Here is an 18,360-nt window from a genome sequence, read left to right as displayed (position 1 = left end):
AATAAGCGGTTTCTAACCGCATCGTCGGGGTCAATTACAAACTGAGCGCGCCGATCGGCACGGTATTTTCGCCCAATTCGGCCAGCCGCACCGTCGGACCGGGTTGAAAAGCCTCCATAAGGTAAGTCAGTAAGCGGTTTTCGACAGCCGCCCGCAGGGGTTCGCCGGTCAGCGAAAGGCCACCGCCCAGTACAAGTACGTCGGGGTGCAGCAGGTGGACTACGTGCGATAAACCAAAAGCCAGATCGTCGGCGATGCGGTTCAAAATCTGCCGAGCGGTTTCGTCGCCCTGGTCGAAGGCTTCCCGTAAAAACCGGGCTTCTCCCGCCGTAGCCGTACCGACCAACTGCTTCAGAACGGAGCGGTCCGAAAGTCCGCTGATGGCCCGGCGAATTTCCTGGTCGACGGCCCAGCCCGAGCAGACCGATTCCAGCGTTGTCCCGGCTTTGTCCAGTCGAATGTGACCAATTTCCGTTTCGCCGGGCGAAACACCGTGATAAATCCGGCCATCGATCACCATACCGCCCCCGACGCCACTGCCCAGGGTCACGTAAAAAACATGACCAAAACCGCGTCCGGCACCGTGCAGCGCTTCGCCCAGAGCCGCCACGTTGGCATCGTTTTCAATACGAATCTGCCGGGCCACGGTACGTTGTCGGAGCCAGTCGGCCAGATTGAATCCCGACCAGCCCGTAATCTGATGCGAGGTAGCAATGCAGCCCGTCCGGATGTCGACGGGGCCACCAAAACCCACTCCTACGGCGTCAAGGGCATCAGGGAGTTGCCGGATCGTTGCTTCGATGTGTTGTAAGATACCGGCAGCGCCCCGTCCTTTATCGACTGCATACCGAATGTGATGCCGGATGTTGGCACCTTCCCCCGCAACGAGTTGCAGTTTTGTGCCGCCAATTTCAATACCAAGATTCATGACCAAAAACCGGATTACTAATCCGGTGGGCCAAAATAAACAAGAAAACGCGTACGGCAAGCGATCTATTTGGGAGCCACACTGAAGATGCTTCAAACAAAAAAGCCCAATTCCCGACCCAAATGGCTACACTTTGGGAGCAAGGACCGACTTATTCGTAAGAGATGCAGCAATAATCGGTTGAAAAATTCGCTCCAGGAAATAGGAGGCAGAAATCGTAAAAGCCAGATAAATGACCAGTCGTCCAAAGAATGAAAAGGCAGATCCGGAGAATAAGGAGATCGTATGAATGGCAATCAGAATCGGAATATGAATAATATAGATTCCGTAAGAAATTTGACCAAACCAGATAAACGACTTAATGACCTTCCTGGCTATTCTTTCTATGAGTTTTGATTTAGCAAAGAAGAAAATAAGACTAAACCCATAGAAAATGGAAGGAACAGCCATTTTATCTACATCCAGACTTTCACCCTTATTCAATATCTGATATACGTACAGTAAGGGCAGAAGCTGCACAGACAGTAAAATCAAATTTTTACCTTTAAAATGGTATCCGGAAAACAAGATAATAGCCAGAAAACAATACGGCAAATACGAAAAATCCGAGAAGATAAAGGCCGACCTGAACCAGTTATTAATATTGCCATCAAATGGATATTCAATGGGAAAGGTCAAATGCTTATACGCCAGATCGTACAACCACAATTTCAATGCATTCAGACCAGGGATAGATAAAATAAGAAATAGATAACTGAGCAGGCTGGAATAGTTATCAGGTAGTGTCCGCGAGCTTGAAAAATACCTGACGATGATCATACCTAACGACCAAAACGCAAATCCGAAACAATAGGAAGTGATAATCCGTATTTCCAGAAACTTACTGATAACCAGAAAATTTACCAGACCCACAGTAATCGATGTAGTGAATACAACAACCGGATTTACCCTCACTAATGCGATGGGTATAAAAAGTAAGTAAAACAGTATTTCATAATGTAAGGTCCAGATTGGACCATTTTCCAGAATAACATCGGTAAACAAAACATCCAGAAACAGAAAATTACCGATGATTGTAAAAGCTGAATAATGAGAAAACCCAAATGACAAAGCGGCTATTAAACCGATTACGTAGATTGGATACAAACGAATAAACCGCTTCCGTAGGTACGTTATGATTTTTGATTGATCAAAATTCTGATTGCTGAGCGTGATGACGGTTCCGGAAATAACAAACAGGAGCAAAACCCGAAGGTGTCCCTCATTGGAACTACCGAAATATCTAAAAAAACCGGGAGAATAGTTAGGATCTAGAAAGGTTCCGTATTCAATAACGTGATACAGCAGGATAACAGTAGCCGCAAAACCCCTTAGCGCATCTAAGGTGTATTGCTTGGGAGCATTGACAATCATTTTTCAGGTGGCTAATCTAGCCTTACTCGTTGTTCTTTTCGATGGGTACAAGAAAAAGCACCAAAAATGGTACCAATTAACAGACAATTTTAATTTTCTTGTTTCGGTTAAATCGCGAGAACTACGCACGCCAGCAGAGCCTACGCCGGAGCGTTGCCAATCTCTTAGGCGGTTTTAAAGGTCAGTTTAGATGGAAGGGTTGTTTTTCCTTGTTGATGATCTTGGAATTATAGATCAGTCCCAAAATCAGCAGACCAATCACAATGGCAATGGAGATCTGCAAGGAAGAAAGGAGATTGAATTCGGAGGATTCGCCGTGGGAAGCTTTCACAAGCTTCCGACCGACGGCCGACTGGATGTCGGTTAGCTGATTCAGGGTCTTGATCGAATGCTGAAACGTGGCCGCACCCTGGCTTTTAAATAACTCGCGGCTCTCCTGTAGACGGCCTTCGCGGCTTAGGTGCAGAATGTCTTTTTCGAGCAACGCATAGGCATTCACCCGGTTCTTGAACAATTGCAGGCTTTTGGCTTCTTCGGCGATCAAAAACGTCTGCTCGACATTGCGGATCAGGGAGTCGATGGACTGATTCCGTTCAATCAATTGGCCACTGACCTCGGCGGGCGCCAAATCCGCATTCGAAAACAGAAAGTTTTCCAGCAAAAGCCGTTTGGTATACAGGTTTTCGCTCAGATACACCATGTCAACGGCCGGAATCAATCGGTCCTGGTACATTGACGAACACGATCGATCCATGCCTTTCATGTTACGCCGGGACAGAACGGTACAAAGAACCACCAGCAGCATGACGCCCGTCAACAGTACGGCTGCCTTTATTTTTTGCTGAATCACAAATGACCACTTCATGCTTACTGCTCGCTAACTGGCTGAAGGATAACCGGCGTTTCACTTCTCCGAAGAAACGAATATAGGAAACGTTTCCGATCAATCATAGCCGTTTTTCATAGGGTCTGACAAGTTCGTTTTCCAATTCTACTATTTTATCCAAATTAAGGACTTTTGGGGTCTTCTGATAGCCAAACTAGTTTTATAATTCCACTAAACAACTTGACAATTCCCTTGGTAGCAGCATCCTTGCCTCCAGCCAGCGTAACTTCCCTGGTATTTGAAAAACGAAAAGTGAGTCCGGAACCGAATTCGGGTAGTCTTGCAGCTTATAAAGCTACTAGGGATAAGCCGGTTCTCGAAAGGTTCGCCAGAACGGCTGGCTTGCCACTGACGCGGTTTTCATATTTATGACATATTGGGAACTTGTTGGTAACTTACCACGTACTTTGTAAAGAATCTCTTTCACCATTTAACTCCCCGCTTCGTTATACCGATTCGGTAGAATTGTCAGCGAAGATCGCCTGGCGATACCTAATTTTTTTGTCCTTTACTGCGGCCCCGGCCGAGTGATGAAACCGAATCGGCTCTCGAATGAAATTGTTAAAGAATGACTGTAGAAAGGCAATTCGCTTTTTCGTGCCCAACCAGGCTTTCAACCGAATTGAATTTGACAAATGTGAAGCGGTCATGGAGTACCTGACTGCAAAATAAAATCAGGACTTTCGCTTATTGCCCCTCAATCCCGAAACGTCGGCCCGGCCTAAAGGGGACTTGGACACAGGCTTATCCGGATTCAAAAGTCCGGCACCGGCCGCCCGGGATTGAGGGGTATTTTAATCTGTAAAAATATTTATCAGACGGAAGCCCAGTAAAATTTATCCAACAAAAATTATTTCCAAACAGACCTAATCCCGTCAAGCAAGATGGCTAAATCGCAGGAAACATTTAATAAAAAAGAAAAAGAGAAGGCCCGGTTAAAAAAGAAAAAGGAAAAGGAGGACCGAAAAGAAGAGCGGAAAGCCAGTGCCCAGAAAGGACAGCAACTTGATGATATGTTGGCTTATGTGGATGAAAACGGCAATTTATCGACAACTCCTCCCGATATGTCCCGGAAACGGGATATTCGCCAGGACGAAATCCGGATCGGTATTCCCAGACAGGAAGCCGGTGAAGCTGAGCCAGACGTCCGACAAGGCGTAGTGACCTTCTTTAATGAATCCAAGGGATACGGTTTTATCAAGGATCTGAAGACCCAGCGAAGTGTTTTCGTCCACGTTCGTGGTCTGACCGATCCCATTAAAGAAAATGACCGGGTTACCTTTGAAGTCGAAATGGGCTTAAAGGGAGAAAATGCGATCAAGGTCAGGAAAATGTTGTAACCAGTGTTTCCTCTCCGAAAACGCGTATTCCTGTGGAATGGCCCGCATGCTTCGGTTAACGCGATGCGATGGGCCTTCCCAGCTTTTTCAGTTGCTCGATATGCGATCGTACGGCCTGCCCGAGAGACGCCTTCTGATGGTAGGGAAGCCCGTATTCAAGGGCCGTTGCGCGGACTATCGGTGCAATAGCCGGGTAATGAATATGGCTAATGGAAGGAAAAAGGTGGTGTTCAATCTGGTAATTCAGACCGCCGATGAACCACGACACCAGCCTGGAACCCGAAAAATTGGCCGTCGATTCGAGTTGGTGGATTGCCCAGGCATTTTCAATGTTGCCATCTACATTTAGAACGGGCGGCATAATGTCTTCTACAACGTGCGCCAACTGAAAAATGGTGCTGAGTACCAACCCCGCCACAAAGTTCATCGCCAAAAATCCCAGCGCCCACTGCCATACGCTCAAATCCGTCACCAGCAACGGAAGCAGACAAATGAAAACCAGGTACAAAAGCTTACTGAACGTCAGAATCAGTACCTCGGGTAACGGAAAGGGCCTGGTCAGTCGTTGCCGGGCTTTTTGATTGAAATCGCGGACCTGTTTGATGTCTTTCAGCAGAAAGGAAAACGTCATCAATCCGTAAAGCAAAAAGGCGTACAGGTGTTGATAGCGATGCATTTTTTGAAGTGGTTGCTCCACGGAAAGCCGCAGAAACGGTTTCCCGGTAATATCACTATCCAATTGATCGATGTTCGTATACGTATGGTGTAGCGTGTTGTGCTGGATCTTCCAGTTATAGACATTGCCACCCAGCAGGTACAGGCTGCTGCTAAAGCACCCATTCACCCAGGAATGGGCCGAAAAACTGCCGTGATTGGCATCGTGCATCACAGACATTCCTACACCGGCAATGCCCAGACCCATAATGGCAAATAGAGCCATCATACCGGTGGCCGAGAACCAATTGGTCAATAGCAAGGCGTATGGGATCAGGTACAGGCCCAGCATAAAAAGGCTCTTGTAAAGAATCGGCGACCCTCCGGCTTTAGAGAAGCCATTTTCAGCAAAATGGTCCTCGATACGCGTCCGCAATACAGAAAAGAATAGCGATTTGTCTTTATTAAGAAACTTCAGGTGAGTAGCCGTCATTGTCAGTTTGGAGCAGGGTTTGTCAACCTATTAAAACTTGACGGCTAAATGCTGTGAAGGGCTAATGCGTTGCGTATGCTGTATTCAAATAACGCTGATACAAATCGGATAGTCTATTTCAGAACCAATTTGTTTTGCCCCAAGGATACCCTTTCTGTTGAATGACCTCTTTAACCGGGGCCAACTCAGTATACTTGAAGGCCGTCAAGATGCGGCCCGGTCTGCTCTACTGGCTGCATCTCTGGTTACAGGGAGGAATTTTCTACCAGGTTTTTCACAAACTGGCTCATGTTATCGAAGGCATCTGCTTTGGTCGTAAAACTTAGGGCACCCAACTGTCGGCATCGATCCGCTTCGGGGCCATCCGGCAGCGAAGACCAAACGTTCACCGGCAAGTCAGCAAGATGGTTTTGCTGATGCATCCAGATTAGCACATCGGTAGCCTTCAAAGGCTCCGGTTTTAAATGATAATCCAGCAGCAATAAGTCAGGCACGGGTGCTGTTGGTGACAGCACGTCCAGCAACTCCGGCACAGTACGCACGGATTTTATCGATACCCGATCTTTATAGACGAGTCGAATGTAATATGTCAGAAGAATACCGATATCCACATCATCATCGGCCAGCAGCAGGTAAAAGGAATGCATGAGCGGAATCGTTACCAGTCTGCTCCTAACTGGATGCTCCGGGAATGTTCACCAATTCAAGGCAAAAAATTGAGAAAAGGGCCTGCCAAAGCGCGCCTGTATACCGATCATGCTGCGGTTAAATGGATCGGTAAACCTCTAGCTCGACTCCCTGGCTGTCAGCAAAAAACGCTTTGTCAACCACCGGCGTATGGGTTCATCATAGTATTTTAAGCATCCATGAGCCAAAAGAACCGAACCCACCACCAGCGCGAGAGCACCAGGCCACGATTCTACGAAGCTGAGTTTTTCATTTTTGACCCAGGCATAATACCAATAAATAAACGGGTAATGGACCATATACAGCGGGTACGAAAGATCGCCCAGGGATTTACATAGCCGGGCCGTTTGTTTACGCCTTATCGTTCCTGCAGCACCCAGATAAACCAGTACCGGAAAGATGATAGTAACACAAACCGTGTCGTATAAACCGTTCATCCACAGGTGTTCACTACCCCCAATCCGTGGCAGGGCGGATATCATCACAATCGTCAGGCTACCCATCCAGAAAACTCCTTTTACCTGTACAGGTCGGAATACGCGGGCGAGCAGCAATCCGGCCGGAAATGAAAACAGCAGCCGCAACGAGCCCCCCAGTATATTATCTTTGGTTAGCGAAAATCCGACGCATACGTCGCCGTAAGGCCCCCAGATCGCAAAGGCGGCCAGTCCGCAACCGGCTAGAAAGACCAGGACAGAAAGCACTTTGGTCGAAAGCTTACTAAGAAGGAAAGCATAGAGGATATTACCGATATATTCAAAAAGCAAAGACCAGCTCGGACCATTCAGTGGGAACATTTCACCTACACCCCGAATTTCAAAACCGGGGGTGGCCGGAATCAGACAGGCATTTAACAAGGTAGCGACAAGCAGCCGGGGTATCGAGATCGCTGAAACATCCCAGGCAGAACAGCCCTGAAGGTAGAACAGCCCCGCGCCGATGAACGCCCCCAACACCACCATCGGATGCAGGCGAATCAATCGACGTTTCATAAAGTCGTTTACGGTCATTGTGTTCCACCGGTCATCGTACGCATAGCCCATCACAAAGCCGGACAGGATGAAGAAGAAATCAACCGCCAGATAACCGTGATTGATTTTTTGGTCAATATGACTGGTCGCAAAGGCTTCAAAAATGTGAAAAAAAACCACGGTTAATGCCGCTACGCCCCGTAATCCGTCGAGTAAGATGTAATGCGGTTTTGAATCCGCAAAGGCAGCCGAGGTTTGGCTATTTGCCATTAATTTTCCTGCTTTTTGAGTCGGTAAATAATAATCAGAAACTTTTGAAAGCTTGCCAAGAAGGCATAAGCCAGTTACAACAAGGCTGTTGTGCAGCGAATCCTCTTATGAATCTGCCGTTTACGGTGGGTAAAAAATCGCCAGCCAAATCGTCTCCTCCTCCGGAGCCGTCCACTCCACCCGGTGTTTCTGATGCGCTGGCAGGTGCAGGTAGCTTCCGGGTTCAAGCCAGATTGGCTCATGCCCTTCCACCCGCAAGCGGGCAGCCCCTTTCAAAACGACTACCCACTCCTGCTCGGACTGATCATACCAGAATCCATCCGGGGAAGCATGACCCCAGGATACAATGCGTTCCACGCGCAGAGCGGTCGCCGTGATTAACTCCTCCACCAGTTCCTCCGGCAAGGCCTGGGGGATTGCCGCAAAAAGATTTCCAGGACTCATCGTTTACGTTCGTTCGCATTTTTGTTCGTTTCCACTATACTTTTGGTAATGATATACTTGACCAACTTAGAGACAATTGAAAATTCTAGTTTAAATAATTGACAATCAAAAAATTAACCATTATCTCTAAGCCGTATCAGCCACAAAAATGGCAAAGGAATCGACAATCTCCGCTTGTATACTGGTAGACTTATAATGAGAAATTCTCGGACGAAGTTACCTGTAAAAGCTATCTGACAAGTTTGTCCTGACTGTAAAAATACCAAGTGGTAAACTTTCAGGTTTAAGGTGCTAGTTGTACACGGTATGACTGGTTTTCACCGACGGGAAGATGCAGACCGATCGGCAGCACGGCCGGCAAACCGCTTATATCAGGTGGAGGAAGCGCACCAACACATTGCCCTCAACTGGTTCAGTAAGTTCAAATGGCCTTCCGCGATTCAGGCCACAACAGTAGGTTTTTGCAGGCCAAGATCTGATTAAAAATGCCCGGAATCTTAGGGCCGCAGCCATAACCGTCTCTCGATCAGCAGCGGTTTTTCCTCCACCACCTGACTAGCGCGTGCGGCAGCAGATTTTCCAGTAGCAGCAGCCGCTCCGAAGCACCCTGATTGATGAGTTGATCGGCTTTCAATCGGTGCAGGTAGGATGCTGACAAGCCTGAAGCGAAGGCCAGTTCTTTATCGTCAGCCCGACCAGGGCGGCCACGCGGTCGGCTTCGCTGCGGAGAACGCCTTTCCGGCTGCGGGTGATGATTTCCTCCTCGCTAAGGAGCGGGCGGGCGTTGAAAGCCGGACCAGGGGCAGAATGGACAAGCGCCATACTAGTGAACTTTTACACTAAAGTAAGTTTATTGGTTCACTTTTACAAAAGTGCCAGAGCAGTCTGGTCGTTTCAGCACGATTGATTTGCCCCGCAATGAAACCGGGAAAGGTTAACACCCCCTTCTTGGTGTACGTTGTCACCATTTTTATCCATTTGCCTATGGAAATTCGATCACCTCCATAAAGATCACAGCGCTAATCGCGGCCCGGAATTGTGGGAAGAGGTTTCACAAGCCGGGCTATAAGTACGCTAACGCTTCGGCAGCATTTGCTCAGATGAATTTGTCTCTATCAGTCTATTTGTCAATCCTATTTTTTACTCGTCAACTTTATCAGCCACTACTCCTTCATTTAACGAGTTTTCATATATTACGGATGATTTTGAAAGACAACTACTTAAAGATGAAATTAGCGATGGAGAGAAAATACAACAAGGTATTGCCGTTCATAGTATTCATCGTTCTCTCGGGGTTCCAGTTCATTGGCCTTGCCGCATTTGCACAGGGCCCGCCACAACGACTACCCCTCCCTCCCATACCGATCAAAGGCGACACGACCCATACCCTATCCAAACACTTTAGCATGGCAACTGCTGCCAAAATAGCACCGGATGCCAAGGGATTCATTCAACGCTGGCTTGTCCTGGAACCGGTAAAGAAAGAGATTGTCAGGAATAATATTTTTACGGACAACTATCTCAGAACCACTTTTTCGGCCGATAATTTTTCCGTGGATTACACCACCATTCCCAAAAATGGCGAAACGGAGAAAATAGGAACCCAGGAATTGAAGTGGTATGCTTTAGACAGCAAGGCTTTCAATTTTAATTTATACCATTTTACCTACGCCCTCAACAAGCCAAAATATGGTATACTTGTCTGGCTTGTCACCGTCATCAATTGCCCGGAAGAAATCAGGAATGTCAGGCTGGCTGCCGGATGTAATTCCGGTAGCCTGTGGTGGTTGAATGGTCAGGAAGCCCTGTTGCTTTCGGGTGACCGGGATATGATTGCCGATAATGGCACATCGGCTCGTTTAACGCTTAAAAAGGGGAAAAATATCATCCGCGGGGCAGTCATAAACGGACCGGGTATGGCTAATTTTTGCGTTCGTTTTTTAGATGAAAAAGGAGCGCCCGTAAAAAACCTTAGCATCAGTTACGAATAATAGGCAACCGTCTGTTTACGCTACTTATCAATGATTTTATATGAAAAGAATAAAAGTATCCGACCTACCCATTTTATTCGTTTTATTCATAACCCAAACCGTACTAGCCCAGATTGGAAGACCCTTTATCCATGATCCCTCAACTGTTGCTGAATGTGATGGTAAGTATTATACCTTTGGCACAGGCAGTGGCGGATTAATTTCCAATGATGGCTGGACGTGGCACGGTGGCGGGGTGCGTCCGGGTGGTGGAGCAGCTCCGGATGTTATCAAAATCGGAGATCGTTACCTGGTCATCTACGGCGCAACCGGTGGTTCGCCCAGCCACAAAGGGGCTATTCTTACCATGTGGAACAAAACATTAGACCCAAAGTCCCCCGATTTTAAGTATTCTGAACCGGTTGTTGTGGCGACTTCGGATGGCTATGAAGAAAACGATGCCATTGACCCGGGTGTGATGTTGGATCCCACCACCGGACGCCTTTGGCTAACCTACGGCACCTATTTTGGATTTACTCGCCTGATCGAATTAGACCCCAAAACCGGAAAACTCAAGGCTGGCAATAAACCCGTGGATGTCGCCATTGTCTGTGAAGCCAGTACGTTAGTCTATCGCGACGGTTGGTACTACCTGCTGGCCACGCATGGCAGTTGCTGCGATGGGGCCAACTCGACCTACAATGTGGTGGTGGGTCGTTCAAAAAAAATAACCGGCCCTTACCTCGATAATGTAGGTCGAAGCATGCTGGAAGGTGGTGGTAAACTAGTCGTGGCTACCCGCGGTGGATTAATTGGCCCCGGGCATTTTGGACACATCATCCTGGAGAACGGCGTTGAAAAAATGTCCATTCACTATGAAGCCGATTTAGAGCAGGGTGGTCGAAGCGTTTTAGGCATCCTGCCGGTCGTTTGGAAAGAGGGATGGCCGGTTGCCGGCGAAAAGTTCAAAGAAGGTACGTATGAAATTGAATCGGTACGAAGAGGGTATGGATTAGAGTTGGCCGTTGATTTTACCAGAATGGCCGTTGGACCTCGCGGCTTTGGCCAGTCCAACAATGACCCCATCAAACCCGTAGCAGCTCAGCAATTAGCCGATGTCATCAAAAGCTGGCCAACAGGTCCTATCAACGTGCGAGTAGGCGATTACATGTCCCGCCCCCATCAGAAATGGACGATTACCGATGCGCCTGATTCGACGGGCTATTTAGGAGGCCCCTATTATAAAATTGTCCTGGCCGGAACCGATCGGGCCTTGGCGGCCACGACCGATGCCGAAGTGATAACCGTTCCAGCCTTTACCGGTGCTCCTGAACAGTTATGGCGAATCGATCAATTGACGGACGGCACCTACCGGATCATGCCTAAGGTTGTACCCAATTCAGGAAAGAAGCTAGCGCTGGTATCTTCCGGAGATAGCACACCGACCCTGGCAGAATTCGATTTTAACAGCGATAACGCTAAATGGAATTTTAGGGCCCACTAAGGCGACTCGTTACACCGTTGGTGCGCGAATCATTCATTGTTTTTCTCCATTTCACATTCTGTTCGTTGTAAGTAGTTGATCATGCGAATAAGGAGCGAATAATATGATCGCTTTCAGAGCGACCAAGTTCCTTTTCTGTGGTTTGTTGACTCACCCGATAATCTGCCTGACCTAGCCCTTCGTCTCCAGCGTCGAGGCTGTCGGCGTTTAGATCCGGGCCGGGGATGGGCATTTCGTTGAAACACAAAAACCGGTTTTTCAGCCGTCCAGGTACGCCGTTCGTTTTCAGACACCTACCTGTTTTTTGCGCATGCTACTGGCACCATTATATCCTTATTTCCAGAATCCATTAAACCGGCCCATCCAATAGGCGAAAAGGAAATAGGTGCCGCTGTCCTCCGTTTTACCACCGTTTCCTGCGTGGAAGTGTTTCGGATTGGTGTTCCATCGGGAAATGTTGTTTTCCGGAGCAGGAATGGGTCGGGTCGACTGGAGCTTTCCCGACCGGCTCAGGAGTGGGTCTTTGGGAAGATCCCACCGTTGGCTGTTTTCCATTGTCCAGTTGATCAGATCAACCGGATATTGCTGAATTTCCTCCAATGCCACGTTTAAGTCGCAATCCCGCTTTAGCAAGGTGCTGGCAAAAACATTCCAGACCGGCATTCGGTCATTCCGTACAGCGTTCCAGGTTCGAACAAGGCTTTTAAGATAAAGATCCCGGTTCGGATCATGTTGAGTATACCGAAGAAGAGGGTAATACGGGAAGAAATTAAGGATATCATCGGAGTGGCTCGTTTCAAAAGGCCCGTATTTTTTAGCTTCCACGGTGTTTTGGGCATATCCGTGCTGATTGACCAGATACTGGTAATGTTCTTCAAACTTCGGATCGCCGGTGAAATGGGCGGCTGTTTTCAGAAAAGAGAGAATTTGTAAGGAATTCAAGCCCCGCTCGTACATCCAGTTTGGGGAGTGGTTTAGTGAATCGGGATGCCAGATGCCCCAGCGGGTGGGCTTCCCGTCAAAGTCGATCAGATGATACTGGTTATTGGTAATATGGGTGGCAATCCGTCTGATCAGTTGTCGCACCCTTTCCTGTTGAGCAGCATCGGCCACCAGGTCGAAAAAGAGCGGCAGGGCAAACAGGTGCCCCGTAATTTCGTCCGAGCTGGTATCGTCCAGCCAGTACCATTTCCCGTCTGCCGACAGATGCCATGCCTTGGGATGCGGTGATCGGGACGGGGTGATCGGGTCGGTGGCGGCCGCATACGAGCGTGCCGGATAACCTGGAATTCCGCTCACGGTTTCCAGTCGTTCAAGGGCTTCGAAGGTGCGGATGGCATTGGCCTTTGCCGCTGAATCTTGGGTAACACCGTAACGGAAGCATTCGGCCGCCAGATAGCAGGCAGTCCATAATCCGTCGTTGTCTTCGTTTTGCAGAAAGCTGCTCGCTAAATCCCCCGGCTGCTTTAACACGGATTGGTTGATCAGCCCGCGCCGGTTGTGGCGTAATGCGATGACCTTTTCGATCGAGTCGGCCTTCTGTGCCAGTGTCATCACCTGCTGCTTAATCTGAACGATTCCTTTTGGTGTGGCAATCCATACGGTCAATGAATCGACGATCAGCAGGTCATTTACCTGGTCGTCAGGCAGCCAGCGCTTTCCCTGGTAATAATGCCAGCCCTTGTCTTTTTTGATCGCTCCTCTCTTCGTCCCCAGCCAGGTGTACCCGTTACCGGGAAGTATGGCCGTTACCGGGCCAAAGGGTAATCCATCCGCACCGGTTACTACCCAATGGTCGCCATCGGCTGCGATACAGCCGACTGACCGCGGGCTACTGTAAAGGAGATCCCGCCCTTCATTTGTGGTCGCCAGCGCATAATAATTTTCCTGATTCCCCACCGCCATCAGGGTGTTATCCAGGTTGATCCATTGCCCTCCGTCCCGACGCCACAGTCCTTTATTCGTTGCTACATACAGACAGCCGCGACGATCTTTGGTAATGGCGGTAACCCAGGCTCCCTTCATCCCCGGAAAAACGTTCCAGTTTCCATCCCAGATCAGCAGTCCGGTATGGGTACCGACAAAGAGTTTCTTTTCATCCCAGTAGAGACAGGAAATGGAGTCTTTTTCCGAAACGGGCGGTTGTACGAACCCTTTTGTTTCTCTTTCTGCCCATACCGACCGTTGACCGGCCAGCCAGATCGTGCCCTTTGTATCCTGTACTGCGGTAATCCAGTCCGTCCCCTGTTTTTTCCCCTTCCATGTGCCATCCCGATAGCGAAAGATCCCGTTGGATGTAACCGCAGCGATACTTCTGTCAGACAGAAAGAGGTTGCGTACATGCTTATCAGCTTCTGCGGGAAGTGCTATTTCCGTTTTGATATCCTGTTTGTAAAAACCATCCGACTGCGCCAAAGCCGACAGGAGGGGTAACAGCGCCATTATGGATAGCAGGAGAAACCGGTAAAAGACCATTTTTACAGCCATTAAACAAGTCATCGTAGCAGACGGAATAAATCGTGTCAGTTGCAATACGTTCTTTTTCGGGATTAAGGCTATACCGGGCGGGGGTCTGAGCCCGTTTATCAGGCTTTCCTGTTCTGAGGAGCCGTTAACATCAACGTATTTGCAAGGGTCTATTAACGGTTTTTTGTTTGCTGTTTCATACCCTGACAAAGTCAGCAAAGACAATCCGGTACGAGGAAGGTCAATAGAAAAAGCTGGGGTAGGTCTTTATACGGTAAAAAAGATCCTATTTTCGTCTCTTTGAAGAAACAACTTCATTCTATTGGCGACTTCGGAAGACACACAACTCTGGCTGGCTTTTCAACAGGGCGACGAAGAGGCTTACACCCGTCTCTACCGAACCCACATCCGATCTCTGTACCGGTATGGCATGAGCCTGGTGCCCGCGTCGAAGGCTTTTGTGCTGAACTGTATTCACGATGTTTTTACCGAAATATGGGTAAAGCGCGACCGTCTGACGCAGCCCAACAACGTTCGGTATTATTTGTTGAAAGTCCTCAAAGTACGAAACAGCTCAGTACTGGACATTTGTACAACGGAGTGGTACTCCGTTGGGTTAATGGCTTCGTTAACAGATACTTGTTAAAGTCCAGCAACGGAGTGACACTCCGTTGTACATTTTATGTCCAGTACTCAGAAGAAACAGTTATTATACCTATTGAGTCATTCAGGAACAGGATATTGGAAAGTTAAGAATACAAATAAAGATTACTGGTTGGAATGGGGAGTAGCCTACACAGCACGTTGAATAAAAGCAAGCCTGGAATGTAGGCATCTCCCTTTCAGGCAACTATTGAGATTTGCGAATTGCCTGAAAGGTGTAGTAGTATTTGAACAGTAATGTTTGATCGCCCAAAATTGGACGTACTAACTGGTCATTATATCGCCGTTCGGTAAACAGATTTTCATTCAATACGATGTACAAATCGTGGCCGTCCCGAAAATTATAGCGCAGTTGGGCATTTGTGAAAATCTGCCGGTTGGTGCTGTTGTATTGTAGATTAGCATACATCGAAAAATGTAAATCTAGCGCATAAGCCACCTTCAATCGGCCTACATGAATGGGTTGGTATAGATTCTCCTTTGCAAAGCGCAGGTAACTAAAATCATAGGAGCTCTGTATTTCAATGTGTTTTCCCAAATTAACCGTAGGATCTATGGATGCGTTGAAACGTTTACCGTTGTAAAAAAATCCTTCTGTCAGGCTGACAGGTACCCGTATTTCCCGAAAACTGGCAGGTATATATTTGACTGTCAGTGTGGGAAAGTGGTATCGGCCTACCGGAATTGCCTGTGCATTGCCAAAATCGAGCGGTAAGGATAGATTTTCGTAGCTATACTGCACTAGTCCACTCCATTGGGTGCCCTTGAAGGTGCTACCCTGCCAGCCCGTCTGGACCAACTGACTTTCCAACTGACCTGTATGGGCATTCAGAAACGTACTGAAGCCGAGCAGCGTCCATTGTGTGTTCTGGAAACGACCAGTTCGGGTATTCGCTATCCGTCCATAACGTATGTAGCCAGACAGATTATGGTTGTCAGGACGATCCACAAAACCAACCGCCGGGTTGAACTGACGGCCGGAGTATATGTAGCTAAGTTTATGATACAAATTGTCAGTCTGGCGCGTCTCCCACGAAAGCAGCACCCGGCTGGCATCCAGACCACCTAAAGGCTTCAATCCGTTTTCGCTGGTTATCGACGTAGCAGCGGCCAGTTGCACATAATGTACTCCTTTTGTATTGAGTATGGCATCCACCCCCGCCGTGTAATTGTTAGCCCGGGCTCCTACGCGAGAGGTAAACATGGTGCCTATATAACTCCGGCGATTCAGCACCTGTTGCCGCAATCGGAAGACACTAAAGTTCTCGCTCGGCTGACGTTGTCCGTCGTCCAGATGAACATTGGCCGATTGCATGCTCAGGACACCTAAATCTAAGGAGGGATTGAGTTTGCCTGTGAGACGCAGACCGCCGTAAATCTGCGTTCGTTGGCCACTATTGATCCCAATTTGGCGGCTGTAGAAAAGCTGAGAATCCCCACCAAGATTAAACTCGAACAAACCAGCCTGCTCCTGGAAAAACAACCGTCTTTCCGGAAAAAACACAGAAAAACGGCTGAGATTTACCAGTTGGTCATCAACCTCGGCCTGGGCAAAATCGGGATTAGCCGAGACGTCCAGGGTGAGGTAAGAAGAAATGCCGACTTTAGCATCCAGGCCAGCCTGGAGGTTGGTTGTTAGTGATTTATCAAAGCCGGTTTCCGCAGGGTTGAGCCGGGTAATACGCTCACGACCAGCCAGTACATACGGTGTCAGCAACAGTAAACGTGGCTTCGGTGCATGGCTCAGAATTATCGGTTGCTTGAGCGATGGCTTCATGATCGGTTCGATAGCGTTACGCGGCACGGCAGGAAATTGATGATATTCCTGTTTGTGTTGAATGGCTCTGGTCGCGCTAATTGCCATCTGTACGGCTCCGAGGGCATCAGGTTTAAAGCGGAGGTTAAAGAGTGGAATTTTCATTTCGAAAAACCATCCCTGTCGATTGATAACCGATTTACCTTCCCAAATCATATTGAATGCTGGGTTGAAGGTGGAACTACCCAGCTCGACCGCGTCGTTAGCGACGGCCATATCATATCGGCTTCCCAGTGGATACATTGAAAAAACAACCGCATTCTGGTGGTCGAAGCGGCTGTCGATGTGTATTGTCATCCAGTCGTCGCCCCGGTAGCCGTCACGCACTAATGTGCGGGCCACAATCTGGCTGGTATCCTGTGTGTAGCATCGACCCGCCAGGTATAGAAAACGGTCATCGTAGGTCATCAGCAGTTCTGTTTTTTCGGTAGCTGCCGCGCCATAAACGGGCTTCAGCACCACGAATGGAAACGATGGAATACCCTGCCAGAACGGTTCGTTGCTCAACCCGTCCAATACGAGTGTTTGGGTAGTTTTTGGGATGAAACGTAGTGGTTTGTCGTCTCGGATTGTGTCTTGTGTCCATGCCCATTGGTTGGCCCACAAAACAAGAAAAATGGCTCGAAATAGCATCTGGCCCTGTCAGCAGTGGTTCCTGACAAAGGAAATGGGGACAGAAAACCCCAGCAAATACAACAGGGTCAATGGAGGAAAACAAAGGGTGAGTCGCGAGATGAATTGGAAATCAAAGGCCCTCAATCTGCTTCTTGTAAAGCCGACTCATTCGAAGGCGCATGCTTGTCAGCAGTTCGACATCCGCATCCCCCGTTGGCAGGTGATGGATTTTATGAATAAAGTGGCGGTTCACGAGCCGAGAACGGTGAATGCGGACAAAAAGCTGTGGATCAATAGTAGCTTGCACGCTTTTCAGCGACTGATAAACCACGTGCCGCTGCGACTTGGTATGCAGGACAACACAGTTATTGGCCGCTTCAATCCAGATTATGTCCCCGACCAGAACCCACTGACAAGCTGTTCCATTTTTAATTCTAATTTGCTGAACATATTGCTCGCGAGTCGGAATAGCCGGATCGGGAGGACTAGTTGGCAGATTCCGGCTATCTGGTACCGGGTAGGCCGCACCAGTTCCTACCCAAAAAAGAAGGGTGTAACAGAGAAAATTGATTAGGAGATTGTTGTGGAGCATCCGGGTGAGCCAAGTGCCCTCCAACTGACAGCCATAAAGGACTCTGACCATGAACGCCGACCAATACTGTATACCCAACTGATTGACAATTAGCAGACAAACGGCCAGACATAAAAATAGAAACATCACCTTGGAAAATGCCCGTGTTAGGCGAGCTGTCTGATATACCAAGGGGGTCAGGCTGCCCCAGAATAACATCTCTCCAACCAGGATCAACACCATTTGTGTGGAACAGACCGAATGGGTCGTTGCTTGATAGAGCAACGTCATTAGGGACGAAAGGATTAGTAAAATCACAATACCAGCGTATCCTTTTTGAATAGCTGGTAACCGGAATGTTTGCAGATAGAGATGAATAACCACTTTCATGCTATGAAAGTATTGAATGGGTTGACAATTACCGATCTTTTTTTGATGGCCGGTAGAATAAGCCGTGTTGCCACACTGACTGAGCCACAGGCCTGGTACACTTTCAGCCATCCTAAGCGTGTTTTGATCTGTTGGCCGCAAAGTAAGCGCATAGGAATTCTTACGTGGTTTAATTGCGTAAAAGCGGCAGGAATCACAAGAGAGGGAAGGGTAAAGCGGCATTTTTGGAGGGCTAGGCCAATACAGATAAACGGCCTTGTAGGCAAAGAAAAAGCCACT

Annotated in this window: 15 protein-coding genes; 4 read left to right on the top strand and 11 right to left on the bottom strand. The window is 48.3% G+C overall.

The window, feature by feature from the left end; translation table 11 throughout:
* Positions 1–34 precede the first annotated feature (34 nt).
* The 3 genes from ACO2Q8_RS19370 to ACO2Q8_RS19360 all read right to left on the bottom strand — a co-directional run bounded on the left by ACO2Q8_RS19370 (position 35) and on the right by ACO2Q8_RS19360 (position 3,206).
* Positions 35–928: an ROK family protein gene (locus ACO2Q8_RS19370; RefSeq protein WP_423346502.1), complete on the bottom strand. Its 894-nt coding sequence runs from the start codon at positions 926–928 to the stop codon at positions 35–37.
* Positions 929–1,054: 126 nt separating this feature from the next.
* The gene (locus tag ACO2Q8_RS19365; RefSeq protein WP_423346501.1) at positions 1,055–2,341 is read right to left on the bottom strand and encodes an acyltransferase family protein; all 1,287 of its coding nucleotides are present in this window, start codon (positions 2,339–2,341) and stop codon (positions 1,055–1,057) included.
* A 181-nt stretch (positions 2,342–2,522) separates the two neighbouring features.
* On the bottom strand, positions 2,523–3,206 hold the full coding sequence (locus ACO2Q8_RS19360) for an MCP four helix bundle domain-containing protein (RefSeq protein ID WP_423346500.1): 684 nt from the start codon (positions 3,204–3,206) through the stop codon (positions 2,523–2,525).
* A gap of 905 nt (positions 3,207–4,111) precedes the next feature.
* Here ACO2Q8_RS19360 and ACO2Q8_RS19355 point away from each other — a divergent pair.
* Positions 4,112–4,567 carry a cold-shock protein gene (locus ACO2Q8_RS19355; RefSeq protein ID WP_423346499.1) on the top strand — a complete coding sequence of 152 codons (456 nt, stop codon included), beginning with the start codon at positions 4,112–4,114 and terminating at the stop codon, positions 4,565–4,567.
* 55 nt (positions 4,568–4,622) lie between these two features.
* Here the strand turns inward: ACO2Q8_RS19355 and ACO2Q8_RS19350 are convergent, their stop codons facing one another.
* The 5 genes from ACO2Q8_RS19350 to ACO2Q8_RS19330 all read right to left on the bottom strand — a co-directional run bounded on the left by ACO2Q8_RS19350 (position 4,623) and on the right by ACO2Q8_RS19330 (position 8,908).
* Positions 4,623–5,714 (bottom strand): fatty acid desaturase family protein, encoded by a 1,092-nt coding sequence (locus ACO2Q8_RS19350; protein ID WP_423346498.1) that lies wholly within the window; start codon positions 5,712–5,714, stop codon positions 4,623–4,625.
* Positions 5,715–5,959: 245 nt separating this feature from the next.
* Positions 5,960–6,361, bottom strand: a complete 402-nt coding sequence (locus tag ACO2Q8_RS19345; RefSeq protein ID WP_423346497.1) for a hypothetical protein — start codon at positions 6,359–6,361, stop codon at positions 5,960–5,962.
* Between the two features lie 138 nt (positions 6,362–6,499).
* Positions 6,500–7,642, bottom strand: coding sequence for an acyltransferase family protein (locus tag ACO2Q8_RS19340; RefSeq protein ID WP_423346496.1), 1,143 nt, complete (start codon positions 7,640–7,642; stop codon positions 6,500–6,502).
* 120 nt (positions 7,643–7,762) lie between these two features.
* Entirely contained in the window at positions 7,763–8,086 is a 324-nt protein-coding gene (locus ACO2Q8_RS19335) for a cupin domain-containing protein (protein WP_423346495.1), read from the bottom strand.
* A gap of 630 nt (positions 8,087–8,716) precedes the next feature.
* Complete coding sequence (locus ACO2Q8_RS19330; protein WP_423346494.1) at positions 8,717–8,908, bottom strand: hypothetical protein; 192 nt, start codon at positions 8,906–8,908, stop codon at positions 8,717–8,719.
* Between the two features lie 416 nt (positions 8,909–9,324).
* On the opposite strand from ACO2Q8_RS19330, the gene ACO2Q8_RS19325 reads away from it, so the two are divergent.
* Both ACO2Q8_RS19325 and ACO2Q8_RS19320 read left to right on the top strand, forming a co-directional pair.
* Positions 9,325–10,077: an acetylxylan esterase gene (locus ACO2Q8_RS19325; protein ID WP_423346700.1), complete on the top strand. Its 753-nt coding sequence runs from the start codon at positions 9,325–9,327 to the stop codon at positions 10,075–10,077.
* Between the two features lie 40 nt (positions 10,078–10,117).
* Positions 10,118–11,560 (top strand): family 43 glycosylhydrolase, encoded by a 1,443-nt coding sequence (locus ACO2Q8_RS19320; RefSeq protein ID WP_423346493.1) that lies wholly within the window; start codon positions 10,118–10,120, stop codon positions 11,558–11,560.
* Positions 11,561–11,893: 333 nt separating this feature from the next.
* Here the strand turns inward: ACO2Q8_RS19320 and ACO2Q8_RS19315 are convergent, their stop codons facing one another.
* Positions 11,894–14,251 carry a transcriptional regulator gene (locus ACO2Q8_RS19315; protein ID WP_423346492.1) on the bottom strand — a complete coding sequence of 786 codons (2,358 nt, stop codon included), beginning with the start codon at positions 14,249–14,251 and terminating at the stop codon, positions 11,894–11,896.
* 97 nt (positions 14,252–14,348) lie between these two features.
* Here ACO2Q8_RS19315 and ACO2Q8_RS19310 point away from each other — a divergent pair, with 97 nt between their 5' ends.
* A complete protein-coding gene (locus ACO2Q8_RS19310; RefSeq protein ID WP_423346491.1) occupies positions 14,349–14,672 on the top strand; it encodes an RNA polymerase sigma factor in 324 nt (107 codons plus the stop codon).
* Between the two features lie 204 nt (positions 14,673–14,876).
* Here ACO2Q8_RS19310 and ACO2Q8_RS19305 read toward each other — a convergent pair whose 3' ends face one another.
* Together ACO2Q8_RS19305 and ACO2Q8_RS19300 are read right to left on the bottom strand one after the other, a co-directional pair.
* The gene (locus tag ACO2Q8_RS19305) at positions 14,877–17,012 is read right to left on the bottom strand and encodes a DUF5916 domain-containing protein (RefSeq protein WP_423346490.1); all 2,136 of its coding nucleotides are present in this window, start codon (positions 17,010–17,012) and stop codon (positions 14,877–14,879) included.
* A gap of 238 nt (positions 17,013–17,250) precedes the next feature.
* The gene (locus tag ACO2Q8_RS19300) at positions 17,251–18,192 is read right to left on the bottom strand and encodes a LytR/AlgR family response regulator transcription factor (protein WP_423346489.1); all 942 of its coding nucleotides are present in this window, start codon (positions 18,190–18,192) and stop codon (positions 17,251–17,253) included.
* Between the last annotated feature and the right edge of the window lie 168 nt (positions 18,193–18,360).

This window comes from Larkinella sp. VNQ87 (assembly GCF_049445795.1).
In the GTDB taxonomy this organism is placed as follows: domain Bacteria; phylum Bacteroidota; class Bacteroidia; order Cytophagales; family Spirosomataceae; genus Larkinella.
Note: the sequence above shows the minus strand (reverse complement) of the source record. Positions and strands in the feature narration are given on the sequence as shown.